The 14,801-nt window shown below is 47.6% G+C and carries 17 protein-coding genes and 1 other RNA gene; 7 read left to right on the plus strand and 11 right to left on the minus strand.

Translation table 11 applies throughout. The features are described 5' to 3' along the window. The first annotated feature begins 65 nt into the window (after positions 1-65). Positions 66-1,487: a MocR-like transcription factor YczR gene (gene yczR / locus O1722_RS17935; RefSeq protein ID WP_033486661.1), complete on the plus strand. Its 1,422-nt coding sequence runs from the start codon at positions 66-68 to the stop codon at positions 1,485-1,487. A 70-nt stretch (positions 1,488-1,557) separates the two neighbouring features. Here yczR and O1722_RS17940 read toward each other — a convergent pair whose 3' ends face one another. From O1722_RS17940 to O1722_RS17950, 3 genes are all read right to left on the minus strand, one after another. Further along, a complete protein-coding gene (locus O1722_RS17940; protein WP_015571263.1) occupies positions 1,558-1,773 on the minus strand; it encodes a hypothetical protein in 216 nt (71 codons plus the stop codon). Next, entirely contained in the window at positions 1,770-2,021 is a 252-nt protein-coding gene (locus tag O1722_RS17945; protein ID WP_006809862.1) for a hypothetical protein, read from the minus strand. The genes O1722_RS17940 and O1722_RS17945 overlap by 4 nt, the downstream gene beginning before the upstream one ends. A gap of 421 nt (positions 2,022-2,442) precedes the next feature. Then, positions 2,443-3,165, minus strand: coding sequence for a hypothetical protein (locus O1722_RS17950; RefSeq protein WP_033486662.1), 723 nt, complete (start codon positions 3,163-3,165; stop codon positions 2,443-2,445). Between the two features lie 884 nt (positions 3,166-4,049). Between O1722_RS17950 and O1722_RS17955 the strand changes: the two genes are divergently transcribed. The 4 genes from O1722_RS17955 to O1722_RS17970 all read left to right on the plus strand — a co-directional run bounded on the left by O1722_RS17955 (position 4,050) and on the right by O1722_RS17970 (position 6,571). Continuing rightward, entirely contained in the window at positions 4,050-4,412 is a 363-nt protein-coding gene (locus O1722_RS17955) for a helix-turn-helix domain-containing protein (protein WP_080296601.1), read from the plus strand. A 96-nt stretch (positions 4,413-4,508) separates the two neighbouring features. Then, entirely contained in the window at positions 4,509-5,000 is a 492-nt protein-coding gene (locus O1722_RS17960) for a hypothetical protein (RefSeq protein WP_003847546.1), read from the plus strand. Next, complete coding sequence (locus O1722_RS17965; RefSeq protein ID WP_164560838.1) at positions 4,997-5,146, plus strand: hypothetical protein; 150 nt, start codon at positions 4,997-4,999, stop codon at positions 5,144-5,146. The genes O1722_RS17960 and O1722_RS17965 overlap by 4 nt, the downstream gene beginning before the upstream one ends. Before the next feature lie 798 nt (positions 5,147-5,944). Next, positions 5,945-6,571 (plus strand): recombinase family protein, encoded by a 627-nt coding sequence (locus tag O1722_RS17970; RefSeq protein WP_033486663.1) that lies wholly within the window; start codon positions 5,945-5,947, stop codon positions 6,569-6,571. A gap of 232 nt (positions 6,572-6,803) precedes the next feature. Here the strand turns inward: O1722_RS17970 and O1722_RS17975 are convergent, their stop codons facing one another. Beyond that, positions 6,804-7,487 (minus strand): DUF4145 domain-containing protein, encoded by a 684-nt coding sequence (locus O1722_RS17975; protein WP_033486664.1) that lies wholly within the window; start codon positions 7,485-7,487, stop codon positions 6,804-6,806. Positions 7,488-7,715: 228 nt separating this feature from the next. Further along, on the minus strand, positions 7,716-8,498 hold the full coding sequence (locus O1722_RS17980; RefSeq protein WP_033486665.1) for an OB-fold protein: 783 nt from the start codon (positions 8,496-8,498) through the stop codon (positions 7,716-7,718). A gap of 159 nt (positions 8,499-8,657) precedes the next feature. Between O1722_RS17980 and O1722_RS17985 the strand changes: the two genes are divergently transcribed. Then, entirely contained in the window at positions 8,658-8,867 is a 210-nt protein-coding gene (locus tag O1722_RS17985; RefSeq protein ID WP_033486666.1) for a hypothetical protein, read from the plus strand. Positions 8,868-8,990: 123 nt separating this feature from the next. On the opposite strand, the gene O1722_RS17990 is transcribed toward O1722_RS17985, so the two are convergent. The 5 genes from O1722_RS17990 to ffs all read right to left on the minus strand — a co-directional run bounded on the left by O1722_RS17990 (position 8,991) and on the right by ffs (position 13,665). Further along, positions 8,991-10,103 carry a helix-turn-helix domain-containing protein gene (locus tag O1722_RS17990; protein WP_033486667.1) on the minus strand — a complete coding sequence of 371 codons (1,113 nt, stop codon included), beginning with the start codon at positions 10,101-10,103 and terminating at the stop codon, positions 8,991-8,993. After that, positions 10,100-10,771, minus strand: coding sequence for a hypothetical protein (locus O1722_RS17995; RefSeq protein ID WP_033486668.1), 672 nt, complete (start codon positions 10,769-10,771; stop codon positions 10,100-10,102). Before O1722_RS17995 ends, O1722_RS17990 begins: the two co-directional genes overlap by 4 nt. A 463-nt stretch (positions 10,772-11,234) precedes the next feature. After that, a complete protein-coding gene (locus tag O1722_RS18000) occupies positions 11,235-12,188 on the minus strand; it encodes a hypothetical protein (protein ID WP_003021675.1) in 954 nt (317 codons plus the stop codon). Positions 12,189-12,371: 183 nt separating this feature from the next. Then, complete coding sequence (locus O1722_RS18005; RefSeq protein WP_033486670.1) at positions 12,372-13,460, minus strand: site-specific integrase; 1,089 nt, start codon at positions 13,458-13,460, stop codon at positions 12,372-12,374. A gap of 108 nt (positions 13,461-13,568) precedes the next feature. Next, positions 13,569-13,665, minus strand: an RNA gene (gene ffs, locus O1722_RS18010) — signal recognition particle sRNA small type. Positions 13,666-13,835: 170 nt separating this feature from the next. Between ffs and O1722_RS18015 the strand changes: the two genes are divergently transcribed. Next, complete coding sequence (locus tag O1722_RS18015) at positions 13,836-14,147, plus strand: MGMT family protein (RefSeq protein WP_003859016.1); 312 nt, start codon at positions 13,836-13,838, stop codon at positions 14,145-14,147. A 37-nt stretch (positions 14,148-14,184) separates the two neighbouring features. On the opposite strand, the gene O1722_RS18020 is transcribed toward O1722_RS18015, so the two are convergent. Next, positions 14,185-14,712 (minus strand): YbaY family lipoprotein, encoded by a 528-nt coding sequence (locus O1722_RS18020; RefSeq protein ID WP_023296032.1) that lies wholly within the window; start codon positions 14,710-14,712, stop codon positions 14,185-14,187. Positions 14,713-14,801 lie beyond the last annotated feature (89 nt).

Here is a 14,801-nt window from a genome sequence, read left to right on the forward strand (position 1 = left end):
CAGGTTCCATCTTCGGTGAAAATGGCACTATGATTAATGTCCAGTTTTCAAATAGTGGACTGCATATGTCATCACGTCGTTTTGGAAGCCAGTCTCTGGTACGCCTATTAGGGCACTGGCAGCAAGCCTCTTCCCGCACCCCGCTGTGGCGCCAGCTGGCTGACGCGTTACGCCTGTTAATTCTGGATGGCAGGCTGGCGTTAAACACGCGCCTGCCCGGAGAGCGGGAACTGGCCGCCGCTCTGAGCGTAAGCCGCACCACCATCAGCAGCGCGCTGGCGCATCTGCGGGAAGAGGGTTATCTGGAGAGCCGTCACGGCAGCGGTTCGCGGGCGATCCTGCCAGACCGCCGCGCCGTGCCCACGCTTTCTACTGCCAGCGCGGCGCTGGATCTCTCAACCGCCGCACTCAACGCGGGACCAGAGATCCACCAGGCCTACGCCCACGCGCTGACGGCCATCACGCCGAATCTGGCGCTGACCGGGTACGATCAGCTTGGGCTTCCGGCGCTGCGTGAAGCTATCGCCGCCCGCTACACCGCACGCGGTCTGCCCACCCGGGCAGACGAAGTGATGGTGGTGAACGGCGCCGTCAGCGGCTTCGCCCTGATCTTAAGAATGATGACCGGTCCCGGGGATCGCGTGGTGGTGGATCATCCCACCTACCCGCTGGCGATAGCCGCTATTCAGGGGGCGCTATGCCGGCCCGTGGGCGTCTCGCTGCCTGAAACGGGCTGGGATACCGACGGTTTTGCCGCAACGCTTGCCCAGACAGCCCCGCGTCTGGCCTATCTGATGCCGGATTTTCATAATCCGACCGGACGTTGCATGGATGCCGCGACGCGCCAGACCATAACCGACATCGCCGCGCAAACCCGCACCACGCTGGTGGTGGATGAAACCATGGTCGATCTCTGGTTCGATGTTCCCCCGCCGCCGCCGCTGGCCGCCTTTAACCCGGAGGCCACGGTGATGACGCTGGGTTCCGCAGGTAAAAGCTTCTGGGGTGGGCTGCGTCTCGGCTGGATCCGCGCCTCGTCACGCACTATCGCCACCCTCGCGCAAACGCGCGACACGCTGGATCTGGGCTCTCCGGTGCTGGAACAGCTGGCCACGCTGTGGCTTATCGAAAACAGTGCAACCTTCCTGCCTGCCCGGCGGCAAATGCTGGCAGAACGGCGCGACCGCTGCGGCCAGATGCTGCGGGAACATTTCCCCGAATGGCGGTTTCGGGAAGCGGAGGGAGGGCTTTCATACTGGATTGAATTACCCGGCATGCTGGCGACACAGCTGGCGGCACGCGCCGAAACGACAGGCATCATTATGGGCACCGGCACGCGTTTTGGACTATCAGGCGCGTTTGACCGCTACCTGCGTATGCCCTTCTCACTCAGTTCACCAGAACTTGAAGAGGCATTATTGCGGATCAAACCGCTGTGGCGTGCATTAAATAAAAGTGTAGCGCCAGTAAAACGGAGCCTGGTGTAAATTATTCGCCAGAAACAATAAAAACTGCTGACTGTATCGCATGCAGTCAGCAGTTTTCATGAAGAACAACTTAATGTTGAGGTGGAATCGGGAAGCCTTTCAGCGAAATAATGAAATTATCCCCTTCTTTCTTTATTTTTGCACCGGTATCACACCAGTCAGACGCAATACGAAAGAACTCATCACTTCCTACATTCCAGCCAAGACGAACATGTTTCACGTAGCCGGAACGTAACAGATTGCAGGCCTCGTTGTAGTCACTGGCAGTCGATAGTTGTTGTTTCATTTTCTCTTCTTCAGAAGTTTACGTAGTGCTTTGATTTCTTTAGGAGTAAATGGAGTTACGCTCTCTTCTTCCGTATGCTGATTATCAACATCCTCTTCCGATACTCCCGCCTCTTCTACTGCTTCAAATGCCAGCAGCAGCAGTTTCTCTGTGGTCACGCTTAAATTCTCATTATTGTCTTCCGCATAGTGGCGAAGTCTTTCTTTTAGCGCTTCATCAATTTTAACGTTTAAAACCGCAGTAACCATGATTGTCACATCCTTTCGGAACACGTGTTTAATTTAATACACGAAGATAAGTTTGTTATCCAGATATATATTTTTTAGCTTATGACAGAATAAAGGCATCGAAAAATAAAATGACAGTCTATTATTACAGGTTTATGACATTATTATTTCAGTTAAATGAAGGTTGCATTACAAAAAATACAATAGTCACATAATTTAGAAGGTTTATTCAGGGGAACGACTGGAGAGGAGCACAAATGGGTGGGGGCCCTGCCAGCTAAGCTTTTTCTAATAAAACCTATGTATTTCAATGCACTAAAAAGCGGTGGGGGCAATGATTTTGTATCACCAAAAGTATACACTGGCAAGCCGTTTTCTCATGCGACAGACACAAAAAAACCGGGGCTGACCCGGCTTTGTATGGCTTTTGACCAAACTCCATCTAAGCTACATTTTCCACTACCATGTAGGATCGCCCAACCTCTTCAATCAGTGGTTGGAGGTTCGTATTGCTGCCTTTGACTGTAAAAAGGTCTTCTGGCTGTTCATCTTTTACGGCTTTTTTAACATAACCATAATACGGACGACTAACCGCAGTCCTTAAAGATACCTCCGTACAAGAAGATAAAGCGACCACATTTTCCCCTGTGTACTTGAACACTGGCGGCTCATAGTTTTTGATCACGCTCCGGCAAGAGTTCACAAATTGTGTGAACTCTTCAATTCTACCTACCAGAGCCAAACGGCGGGCATGTTCGATCTCATCTACCGTGAGATCGGGAGCGGAAATCTGGACCACCTCGTCTTCACGCGACAATCCGTTACACAATTTCAAATGATGATACAGTGCCCTAGAAGCACATCTTAGAACCCTTGTCATGCGTTCCGTGTTCCGTTTGGATGGCTCAGTATTTTTACCTTGAGAAATATTATAATCCCACATCTGCCGATGTACTGTTGGCGTATCGATATGATCCAGTTGTTCTAAGATTGCAAGAATTCGCTCTCCCTTGAACCTTCTTGTCTCTTCTTCCTGCCCCAATGCACCGCAGATACAATCTTCCACAATGCGTGGCAACTCCCCCAAAGAGCCATACCCTCGTAAGAAAATGCGTACAGCTGTATTATCAACCCCTTTTGCTACAGCACCCTTAGTTCTCGCCATATTGTTCTCCTTTTAAAATAGACATAAGTAATCCTCCGCTATCGCTGGTAGCGATCAGGATATGTGTCCTTCCTTTATGGATGGCATTTGGTTTTAAAGTACCGTGTTTACGGTAGCTTGATATGTCTCGCTGTGCGCCAGACGACGTTAACGCTTATACGATAAGAATGACACCAACATACGATTGCAGTCACGCTGACCACCATTCTCGTACAGAGCGATCTAAATCGCTTTTCCACACACATGCTGGCATAGCCAATGATGTAAACATCAGCAAGGAATTTCAGTACCATGATGTAAACACATAGCGGGGTATCAGCTAGGTTACCTGAGTCCACGATTGGAACAGACCACACAGAGACGGGCTATCAGCCTGTTGATGTTGTGGGATGTAACAGAGTGGTAAACGAAGGTTATGGTATGGACAGACAAGTCTGTTCACGTCTGGAAAGACCATTACCATTATATCTTCTAAAGTGGCGTAGCCGAGTTGTCACGGAGTGACGTAAGTAAATAACTAAACAACCATCCAGATGACACCAGTCATCCTGCTGTTGGTTTTCACTCTTTTGCTTTTGTTTCGACGAGATTATGAGTGTTAGTGTGTATAAATGTCGAAACGAGATACAAGGAGACCGAAGCCCGTATGGGTGATGTTACGTGAGTTTTCATTCCTGGAGAAGGAAGGAAAAGACAGAGTAACGAAGTCTCTTATATTATTGTGGCGTTTTATGGCATATCTTCGCTATCTGATGTGAGCGAACGCCCTCAAGCCACCCCGAACTTCAACCCGCCATTATCCACTTTCTGAAATCATTGTCAAGCAAAATGCATGCCACTAGTATATCTTTTTACGTTTATATGATAAAATACTTATGTAATGAATGACTTACAGAGAGGTTATTTTGTGCTTTGCCTTTAGACCACCAGCATTTTTTCTGCCATCGGTAGAAGAACGTAAGGAGCTGGTCAGAACCCTGAATGATTTCGGGCTAACGCTGACAACTTCAAGAATCCATCTTCTTCACCACATGAAGCAAACCCAGATCCCGCTTACGGCTTCAGACTTGTCAAAACAAATTGAACTCCCGCTATCAACAACACACAGGACTCTTTCGACGTTCGCTGACTGCGGACTAGTCGATTTCATTGTTGATCGCGCAAGCGTCTGTCGTTGGTATTTTCTTTTCGCAGACCGCCCTAACTTCTGCCCAACTTGCAATCAGACTTACAACGCCGCTCGCTGATACAACCAAATGACCGCATAAAGCGGCTGAGACTGACGCATACAAACAGCGCCAGCGAGCAACCACGCCCCTTTACTACCGATACGGAGTTCCAACATGACTACAAAAAAGAAATCACAGGCCCAGATTTCGCCGGAATTGAAAACTTATCTCGACAACATCGCAGCGAAGTACAAACCAGATCCGGGGGCTCTAAAGCGTCAAATTGATAATGCGGAAGCTCGCTACAGCCGAACACAACAGTTTTCTGACATTCCAGCGCGGCTGGTGGTTAAACTCCAGAGCCTGATCCTAGACGGCTGGCGGTTTTGCCCTTCAGCTAATTCTTCAGTGCTTTCCAATGCTGCGATGATTTCTGTTAAGTTGCAGAAACCGGAGGCCTTGATCGAAGAGGAGTTGAAGACGCTACGCTCCAGAGTCTCCAACGCTTACCACGATCAACTTTTTAAAGCGATGGAGCGTGAGATTGACGAACTGATACATGAAGCAGCACAGGACGCACAACAGAAAGCAGTTCAGCAAGCAGCTGCCGAAGAAGCTGCAATGCGTGACCAGTTGAGGGCTGCCCTCGGTATGGTGAAAGCATGACAGCGCAATCCAGCCAGACCAAGGGGCAAGAGAGCCCCGTTACCTTCATCGACGAAGGCGCATTGAAACGAGCCATTCAGAAAGCAAAGGATATTGCAGACGCTAACCCAGAAAAATACCGTCGGGTACATCCAACTTTACAATAACGAAACAAAAGCCATGATCGCAAAATCCTTCATGTAACGCCCCATGCGCCCTCGAAAATCAAAAGCAGCACCTACCATTACCTACACCATAAAACGCGCTCACGATGGCGCATGTTGCGTTTAACAAGGGTTTATCTCTTATACTTTTGGTTAACTTTCAAATATAGCTGTTTATTCTCAACTTCGCCAGAGAATTTCCAATTAGAAAATGCTCTTTGTCTGTGAAACAGTCGGGGACTTTCCCGGAACATTTAAACGAAAAAGCTGGTAAATATCGCTTTCATGAGCGCAAAAGCGATAAAAAACCTGTAACTGGTATCTGGAAGTGATTAAATTGTTCTGAATACAACTTGCTCATAGAGGGTCAATTGATGACACACAAAATTTGTCCAGTAACAAACCGCCCAATCAAATTGAATCGCGGTGGGATTAAACATATGCCTCGGTACTGCGTTGTTGATGGTAACCGATATGAGAGCTTTCACCAGTTCGGAACAAGCATATTGAAAAAATCAGTGAGTGAGATTATTGAACTGCGGAACGAGCACTTCATTGAAAAACATAAATCCACAGTCTGCGGCTACACCGTCGAAATGTTTTACAAATGCGACGAACCGAAAAAAACTTAGGGCGATCATCCTCTCGTGTATTGAGATAGGATTGTGGTATTCACAAAGGGTATACCTGAAATGAAAAGAGCTTTCGTGAACAAATTCATTCACAATGAGTAGTAAAAATTGACTCTATGTAAATAATTCACGTAAAGTTATACAGTAAAAACCCAATGTGAAAAAAACAATGACTACACACCAAATCACGACCCACGCTTACCTCAGGGCATCCACTGACGATCAAGACGCTACACGCGCACTTGAAACCATAAATGGCTTTGTTGAGGAGCATCGGCTAACAAGTGTTGAGTATTATGTCGAAAACTTTTCTGGTGCCAAGCTGGAGCGCCCGGAACTTTCCCGTCTGCTTGCCGCAGCCGAAAAGGGTGACTTTTTGCTGGTGGAGTCCATCGATCGCTTAACCCGACTCCCCGCTGTACAATATGAAGCCCTCAAGGCTCGCATTGAAAAGCAGGGCTTACGCGTCGTCGTTGTGGATCTGCCTACATCGCACGATGCATTAAAATCCGCAGCAGGTGACCGCATCATTGAGCTTATCAACGGCCTCATGATGGATATTGCAGCCCATTACGCACACGAGGACTACACCAAACGCCGCCAACGTCAGGCACAGGGCATTGCTAAAGCAAAGGCTGAAAATAAGTACAAAGGCAGACCAGCGGATACAGACCTGCGACGCAAGATTGAGTTGTATCTCACCAAAGGTGGGAATACATATGCAGAGATTGCGAAACTGTGTGATTGCTCCGTTGGGATGGTCGCCAAGGTAAAGAAAATCCTCGAAACCGCCTGATAATCACTGCATCCACAGCCCGACCTGATATTTCTATATTTCCAGGGCTGGCTTTATGCTTCAGAAAATCCGGGTTTGACCGTGCTGCACATACGCCATTGATATTGTCCGCCTGTACGTATTTGGGGAGAGGGGACTTCTGGACCCTTCACGGCGGAGGGATGGTTTCATTAAAAAAACGTTAGACCCCTGTAGCTCTTCGCTAAGCCCAGGGGCTTCAATGACGGTTTTTTCATCTGCGTTTTTTTTGTTTCATTGGGATTATTTCTTTGAGTTCCTCAATGCGCTTATCACGCATAACCGACTTTTCTATAAAACGCTCGATTGCTTGTAGTAAAGGAGTAAATTCGTGGCTATTTGGCGACCATCCGCGATGGGCCGCAGCATTGCCTGCCTCGGTGACTATACTGAGCTGCTCGCGTTCTGTTTCGCCAACAAAACCTTCCTTCAAGACAGCATCAACCTTTTGGTACATTTTTAACTCTGGATCGATACCGATAATTTCAATTGCTCGATCAAAGGCTGTTCTGAGGCCGATAGTAGCGAGAATATATGATTCGTTACCTACAGCATTATAAACCTCATATAAAATATGATATAGGATATAATCTTTGCGAAAGAGCGAATCAAACCACTTTGGTCTAAGATCTCGTGCAGGGAAGGTTTTAATGTTGTGGATCAGGTACATCTGTCCATTTTTGTCAAAATCCCATTCCTCGCTATGGGATGAATCAGTGAAGTAAAAGACGGTACTGCAACCACAGCATTCTAAAAGCTTATGGAATGTTCCACCATACATGTAGTTATCAGGATCGCTGTCATCACTCCACTCAGTAGAAGTCTCTCCATGGACAAATGCGTTACAGTCCCCTTGGCATTTTGGGCAAGGAGCTTTAAATAGCAATTTTTCAGGCATTTTCGTTCCCGTATTGATATCTCTTGTCAAAATGAAAGTACAATTTTTAGCAGGGTAGGCCAAGATACAACTTCAAAATTGTTTATCTTTATGTGCATCAGGCCGTGCTGATAACTCGACTGGGATATTTGAGCTACTGGTAGTGTATTTGGTAGGGGTACTTCTGAATCTACCCGGCGGGGAGTTGGGTAAGTCGCCGGGAATTTACCCGGCAGACTGTATGAAAGATCAGTTAAAGGTGCAGTTGCCGCCAGACGGTGCACCGATGAAAAGCTGCATCTTTTCGCAAGTCACGGTTATCTTCTGCCCTTTCTTCAGCTTCGACGCCTGCGCCATCTCTGAATCAGCCATACTCAGGCTGACAGGCATGAAGCGATTACCACTTTCAAGTTTAAGAACGACATCATTCGCGAAATTTTTTGTTATGTCCTGAACAGTTCCGGTCATTTCCACCTTACGACCACCAATCTTGTCATCCGCTGCAACTTCATTAGCGCTGTACAGTTCTGCCAGAGCTTTTGCTGTTGTACGGTAAATGCCCTCATCAGAAGTTGTCGTCTTCGGTTTTACGACACCAGCTTGCGTGGCTAAAGGCATTAGCCCCGTAAGGGTCATCTTTCTAAAATCCTTCTGTATCAATGCATAAGCACCAACACCACCGCAACTATCTATTCCAATTTTGTCTTTCGTTGCCAGAATCATTTTCTGTTTCTTAGCATTTTTTAGCTTATCCCCCATCTCAGCACCAAAGACGATTGAATTGTAAACAGCGTAGTAGCTTTCCGTGTCGGTAGTCATTCCTTTGGTGGCGCTGGTGCTGATGGATTTGATGACTCTATCAACGGAGTTCTTTCCATCATCTGAAAGTACCTGGTCGCAACTGGCTGTAACAAGCGTTTTGACATAGGCAGACAGGTATTCAGGATATGGCTGGATTTCGCCTGAGGCAGCATCACCAGCTACGGACGAGAAAGCGCAGAACGCCAGAGACAACCCAATAATTTTTTTCATGCTTCTTCCTGTATGCAGACTTGATCGCTATCATTAATAATAGATTTTATCGATCGAAATTATATTATTGATCGCTTTTGCAGATCAATAATTGAGATGCATCCTACATACACCGCTTGCAGGAAGGCGGCAGAAATCAACTGCAATGGAGGTTTAGAGATGGTAAGAAGAGTGTTGTGGATGGGATTTATTCTTGCTGCGTTCAGTGCCAATGCCGGGCGTATAACTATGAGCAACCCGGAGCAGTCAACCACGGCGAACGGGCAAACCTTGTGTGTCTATTCCAACAGTATTTACACCTTTACCTACATCACGAAGTCGAAACATTGCCCATATAGCAAAAGTTTCAACACGGTCGAAAGTGAGTAAATTATGGATAAGAATGTGTCGAACATCGAAAATGAAGGGTATTGCTCAGAAGGATGACTGCGGTGAGCCCACTGGCGATCAATAATAAGCCGCTAAAGACGGTCTCTAACGGCTTATAGCTTTTCACACCAGACGGAGAGAGGCCTTTGACAGTGAGCTTGATGTTCCGCAATTACCACCACTAATTGCCGCCACACCGTAAAGCAGGCTACTCAGTTCATCAAGAGGCACGTTAAGCTCATCACTCAATTGAGTCAGATTAATGCCGTTACCAGCCAGAGCGGTCATCATTTTTTCAATAATGAGCGATCTTTCACGCTCGATTCCTCCCGGCTCACCGGTTCGATACCCCTTTGCCGTCGCATCGCGCATCAGACTGTTGTACTGCCATTCTGTAAGCATGTTCAGATTTCGCATTCTGACAATCAGAGCCATCGCCGAGACTTTCCAGAGCGATTTCAATTGCACGATTTTGTCGAACGTCGGCAACGTCATCTTAACAGCCATCACATTTTCCAAGGGCATCAGAAATGCCGACGCAAAAGCATCCGCTTCACGCTCTGCATCTTGCCCCTTGACGTCACCATGACGGTGGAGCACCAGGTGAGCAAGTTCATGTGCCGCATCGAAACGACTGCGTTCACCTGATTTACGAGTGTTCAGGAAGATGTAAGGGACATCATCTTTCCAGAACGAAAATGCATCGATACTCGCCGTTTCCTCCGAGAGCCAGAACACCTTAACGCCGTGCTTCTCCAGAAGATGAACAACGTTGGTGATGCTCTTCTTGCCAATACCCCAAGCTTCGCGCACCGCCTGAGCAGCGATCTCAGGCTCACTTCCACGAAGATTCGGCAATTCAGGCTGCGGCAGAGTGAAACGGGTGCTGAAATACTCGCTCAGCATAACTCCCAGCGCACCAGCCCCGATTGCCGCATGCTGGTCGGCGGCTTTTGTCGTGCGCAAAGAACGGAATGAAACCGTCAGTGGATCGATTGCTTCAACGTCATCCCCGAAAAAAAAGGACTCTGGGTATTTCAGAGCCCTAGCGTACGCCTGGACCGTCTCTGGCGTGGGTTCATATAGGCAATAGGCTTTTTCGTACTCAATTACGATACGGTTGGAAAGTCCCATCTTTTCTGCCAGTTCTTTTAGGGTCAGTTTGCGTCTGATCCGTGCCAGCTTGAGCCGGGATGGATTAAAAAGACGTTTACCGTCATCAACAGGATTACTCATTTGCTTTCAACAGTAATTGATATGTCATCATTGAAATCCTCATCAGGGAAAATATCCGCACCTTCAAATGGCAGAGGACTCAAAATAATACGCTCACTCCATGCGCTTACGCGGGCAAATCCGTCCTGATTCACCATTCCTACCGGATAAGACACCTCGCAGCGAACCTCTTTGTTAGCCGCATCATAATAGTACAGGACGATATAAGTGCGAGTGCTATCTATCGGAGTGATTTCAGATTTGCCTGAATACAATGCATCCGTCTGGAACATATCAACTGTGCCAGGATTGTTGTGAACAATCGAGCGCGTTGCCTCACCTTTGGCATTTTTGGTTTTCGGCAATCCATCAGGACGCCCGGTGTGTCTGTCACCCGAGGTGATAATCAGATTAACCCCTCTCGCTGAGTTAGCGACCATTTCCATTCGCTTTACCACTTCAGGGGACCAGCCGTTACCCTTACCAATTAGTACACGGCGTGTCGCGGCAACCATTTCACTCCAGAAACGGAACCCTGCATCGACAGCGGGGTGTAGCTTGCTGGATTTGCGGCGCTCGTACAAAGCAGATGTCAGAGCAGCATGAATATCGTTTTCTGAAAAGCCCAGTCCATTAAGTACAACATCTGAATCAGCTTCGGTATGCAGGATACAGTAAGGCATGGTCATGAAAGTCTCTCCGGTAGTTTCACTTCATGATTTCAACATAAATATTATGACAAAATCAAGAAGTGATTATCGAAAAGTCATTACAGCTTCATATTTATTTTCTTACTGGCTTTCTCCCAGCTCATTGACATGCTGCGATGTTTGTTAAGCCAACCGGCACTGAAACTCCGCTTCTCGCATATAGCTGATTTTTATCTACACCCTCAAATTTCGACCTTTCAAAATAAATATTTGTTTCAATTTTCAGCAGATTAGCTGGTTTCGCCCCTGCAAGTTTTTTGCTTCTTAACTGACTTTATCTGCTACACAAAGTGAGATACAGTCTGCGACACAAGACAATCCTGGCGCTGTAGATACCTGACGTATGGTCGAACGAAGCCGCCTTATCGGTCAGCTTTACACATAAAAAAACCCTGCTTCAGCAGGGCTTATAATCTTGTTGATTCCTCACACCAATCGAAAATTAATGATTGTCCTTGCGAGATGACGCATAATCACTGATTAAAAAATCATCATATTTTGCAGGCAAAAGTGCCACCTCCCCCCACCCTAACTGGGGTGTCATATAACCCATGCCGACCTCATCTACTCGACTATAAAAAACGGTTATCCTCCCACGATTTTTATCATTAAAAAATCCTCTCCCTTCAGCGGTATCATTAGTGATACGTACTCTGAAATCCCTAAATGATGTTCCTTGGTTGATCTTTAACCAGACATTACTATGGCCTGTAAACGTCTCAATTTTCCAAAACGTACCAAAAAAGAATGCTGGATCAGGAGAACCCTCAGTTATGTCATTGATTTCTTTTAGTGAGTCACAAAATCTGTAGCGCTTTGCTTTACCATCTGCGCCAACAAGGTAAATCTCACGGTAATAATTATGATCGAAGTTAACGCATAAAGACTGGACACTAGTTACTTGGCTCGGAACCTTGAAAGACTCACCATGATGGCGGGAAATAGGCAATGAAACCTCTTTGCCATTTTTTCTCTCAAAATGAGAATCGACAGGTACCTCACTGCCCTCAGAATCGATCCTTGGATTGTTATCAGGGCGAGACTCGAGAAAACCGCTTATGACTATAAGTTCTTCATCTTCAACGGCTTTTTTTGCATCCTCTTGAGATGCGTATTTTTTGTACTGAATGGGGCCACATCTCAAACTACAGAAAGGCGCATTATCATCTTTAAGGTGTTTGTAATAGGCCGGAACTTCATTCGTAGTCATGCCCTTGTCAGGATCGGCAGGCACTCGAGTTATATGTTCATAGCAAGAAGGACAAAAAATATATCCTTTCATAGACAGTGAATAAGCAAGCGGCTCGACAGTATTCCTTTTGAGGGCGAGAAGCGTATGCTCGCCTTTAATCCAATCAGGATCGTAGTATGCATAAGCGATTCTACGAGTTGGCATAATTATCCTACCCCCATCAATAGTGCATTAGCATGATTTCCAGACTATCACTTTTAGAAACCTCGCTAAAACAACACGGATCACAAAACCTCTATATTTAAAGGGGTTATGATTGGCACTCAAGATTTTCGAAGCGTATTTATCCCCTTTGGAACCAGCGTGAATTTGCTTATCCAGATAACTTTAGAGTACCTCAATTAACTCGACGAGCGTCCTGACAGCAATCCCCTTCCCGTATCGGTTGTACGTGATCGTTGCGTTCGAGTGTCCGAGCACCTGCGAAGCGAACTGTTCAGGGAAGCCATTCTGTTTAAATGTTGTGGCGGCATAGTGGCGCAGTGAATGATATTCAGGCAGGCTATGCTTGCCTCTGAACCTCGTAAACCAACGGCTGAAATAGTGACCATAGCTCCCAAGATGCAATGTTAGCTCAGGGAACAGATGGCCTTTTCTTTCTTTGATAAAATCAAGTAGACCAAGTGTCAGCAGTTGCGAATTGATCGGAACGAATCGGCGCGAACTGTCCGTTTTAAGCGTCTGATTCGGATTCAAGTTATCAACACGGAAGCACCAAACTCCGTCAACTTTCATCACGTCATTGTGGTAAAGCTGGCAGATCTCATTCTGCCTCATCCCCGAATAGCGACCAATCAGAATGATCCACCGTTTCCAATCCTTCACGCCATGTAAAGCAATGTGCAATCGTTTCAGATCGTTGAGCGTGTATGCTGGACGGCGATCCATTGGTGCGGTTATTTCCTTAACACCCATCCCCTCAAATGGGTTTCGAATCTCATCATCCGTGCGAGTTGCAAGCCATTTGAAAAACGCCGAGTTCTTTTTGATGTAACGGTTTCTGGTGGATGCTGAACCTTCAAGGCCATCAACAAACGCCGCCGCGCTTCGTTTGCTGAAAGGCTCTTTTGTAGAATTCAGATATGCATTTACGCACCTATTGATCGTTAGTATTTCCCGTTCACCAACCTCTCCTGTTTTAGCCTTGGTGTACTTATCAAGCTCGCTCTTCAGGCTCTTGAAAGGCTTTTTCTGTTGTGGTTGTTGGAAGGAAGCAGACGGGGTTGCAGTGTGTGCCGGGATGGACTGCGGAACGCAGTGGAAAGGTTGTGAGGTGAGATATTTCTCCACACGGAGTAAAGCTTCACGCTTGGAACGTGTGCGAAGAGAAATACGAATTTCACGGCGTTTCCGAGGTGTCAGGTAGACCCTACGGTAGTACCAGATCCCGTGACGGGAAAGCATCAGATGCGACATTGATTAGCGTCCTAAGTGATACACGAAAGTTGTATCACCGCCGTTTCAATGCACGAAAACAGAGGGTTACATGATGGATATCATGCACTTAGCAGAAATGGGTGGGGGCCCTGCCAGCTACATCCCGGCACCCACGTCGTCTGCCCTGGCTGCTTCCTTCCGGACCTGACCTGGTGAACAGAGTAGCGTTGCGGGAGAACCAACAGAGCCCCCATTGAGAGCGTTGATAACCAACGCGCTGGCGCATTATCCCTGTGGAGCACCTCAATTGCAAGCCGCTGGCAACCGGATGCTGGATTATTGCGCAAACTGCCCCGACAATCTTCTTTATCTTCGTATAACATTACCCTTCGCTGATTTCCCGCAGGAGAAACAATGGACGAACATGACACTTTCCCACAGCGAGTGTGGCAAATCGTAGCCTCGATCCCGGAAGGCTGTGTCACGACCTATGGGGAAGTCGCCCGGCTGGCCGGTTCTCCGCGCGCGGCGCGTCAGGTAGGCGGCGTGCTGAGGAGGCTACCGGAAGGAAGCACGTTACCGTGGCACCGGGTCGTCAATCGCCATGGCGCCATTTCCCTCACCGGGCCAGACTTGCAGCGCCAGCGTCAGGCTTTACTTTCAGAAGGGGTGCAGGTGTCCGGGGCAGGACAAATTGATATGCAGAAGTATCGCTGGGAGTACTGACGCCCTCTCCCGTCAACATAGAGAGGGCGAAAGAGAATTACAGCTGTGTTGGCGGTGTAGGCAGAGTCGGCTGATTGGTCTGCGTTGCAACAGGTACTTCAGTTTGCTGCACCGGTACCAGGGTCAGGTCGATTTTGGTGCCGCCTTTGTTGACCGCTTCCTGCACGGTATCGGTGATAAAGACCAGCTTATCGTTGATCGTTACCGCCGCGCTCAGGAGGATACGCGCATTAGGTTGCACGTCAGACGGGTTGTACGGCAGCACAAAGCTGAACGGCGCCTGTTTACCCTCTGTACGAACCGCGCGCTGCGCAAGCACTTTGGACGGCGCATCCGCCAGGGAAGCATCAGACAGCGTGACCGTTAAAACCGCATCCGGCGGCAGCGCAACCTTCTGTTTGATCCAGATCGTACCGGAAACATTTGGCTGCTGAATAGCTTGCTGTGAAAGGGTGTTAATCCCGTTTGCGCTTGCTGTTGGCACCGGTACATCGGCACTCTTACCAGCACAGGCGGACAACGCTACCGCAATTGCTACACCACTGAGCATAGGCACGAGTTTCATTGAAGTCTCCTTATCATCAATGCACCAGCGGGATCGATCCCATCTGATGTCGTTTTATTCACATAACGAATACAAGTGTGGCACAAATC

Source organism: Enterobacter cloacae complex sp. HYC003_NIDB (assembly GCF_056673375.1).

What these genes read in the sequence shown, in the direction of transcription:
- yczR (WP_033486661.1), top strand. Translation starts at nt 66, where the DNA reads ATGTCATCACGTCGTTTTGGAAGCCAGTCTCTGGTACGCCTATTAGGG.
- O1722_RS17940 (WP_015571263.1), bottom strand. Translation starts at nt 1,773, where the DNA reads ATGAAACAACAACTATCGACTGCCAGTGACTACAACGAGGCCTGCAAT.
- O1722_RS17945 (WP_006809862.1), bottom strand. Translation starts at nt 2,021, where the DNA reads ATGGTTACTGCGGTTTTAAACGTTAAAATTGATGAAGCGCTAAAAGAA.
- O1722_RS17950 (WP_033486662.1), bottom strand. Translation starts at nt 3,165, where the DNA reads ATGGCGAGAACTAAGGGTGCTGTAGCAAAAGGGGTTGATAATACAGCT.
- O1722_RS17955 (WP_080296601.1), top strand. Translation starts at nt 4,050, where the DNA reads ATGACTTACAGAGAGGTTATTTTGTGCTTTGCCTTTAGACCACCAGCA.
- O1722_RS17960 (WP_003847546.1), top strand. Translation starts at nt 4,509, where the DNA reads ATGACTACAAAAAAGAAATCACAGGCCCAGATTTCGCCGGAATTGAAA.
- O1722_RS17965 (WP_164560838.1), top strand. Translation starts at nt 4,997, where the DNA reads ATGACAGCGCAATCCAGCCAGACCAAGGGGCAAGAGAGCCCCGTTACC.
- O1722_RS17970 (WP_033486663.1), top strand. Translation starts at nt 5,945, where the DNA reads ATGACTACACACCAAATCACGACCCACGCTTACCTCAGGGCATCCACT.
- O1722_RS17975 (WP_033486664.1), bottom strand. Translation starts at nt 7,487, where the DNA reads ATGCCTGAAAAATTGCTATTTAAAGCTCCTTGCCCAAAATGCCAAGGG.
- O1722_RS17980 (WP_033486665.1), bottom strand. Translation starts at nt 8,498, where the DNA reads ATGAAAAAAATTATTGGGTTGTCTCTGGCGTTCTGCGCTTTCTCGTCC.
- O1722_RS17985 (WP_033486666.1), top strand. Translation starts at nt 8,658, where the DNA reads ATGGTAAGAAGAGTGTTGTGGATGGGATTTATTCTTGCTGCGTTCAGT.
- O1722_RS17990 (WP_033486667.1), bottom strand. Translation starts at nt 10,103, where the DNA reads ATGAGTAATCCTGTTGATGACGGTAAACGTCTTTTTAATCCATCCCGG.
- O1722_RS17995 (WP_033486668.1), bottom strand. Translation starts at nt 10,771, where the DNA reads ATGACCATGCCTTACTGTATCCTGCATACCGAAGCTGATTCAGATGTT.
- O1722_RS18000 (WP_003021675.1), bottom strand. Translation starts at nt 12,188, where the DNA reads ATGCCAACTCGTAGAATCGCTTATGCATACTACGATCCTGATTGGATT.
- O1722_RS18005 (WP_033486670.1), bottom strand. Translation starts at nt 13,460, where the DNA reads ATGTCGCATCTGATGCTTTCCCGTCACGGGATCTGGTACTACCGTAGG.
- O1722_RS18015 (WP_003859016.1), top strand. Translation starts at nt 13,836, where the DNA reads ATGGACGAACATGACACTTTCCCACAGCGAGTGTGGCAAATCGTAGCC.
- O1722_RS18020 (WP_023296032.1), bottom strand. Translation starts at nt 14,712, where the DNA reads ATGAAACTCGTGCCTATGCTCAGTGGTGTAGCAATTGCGGTAGCGTTG.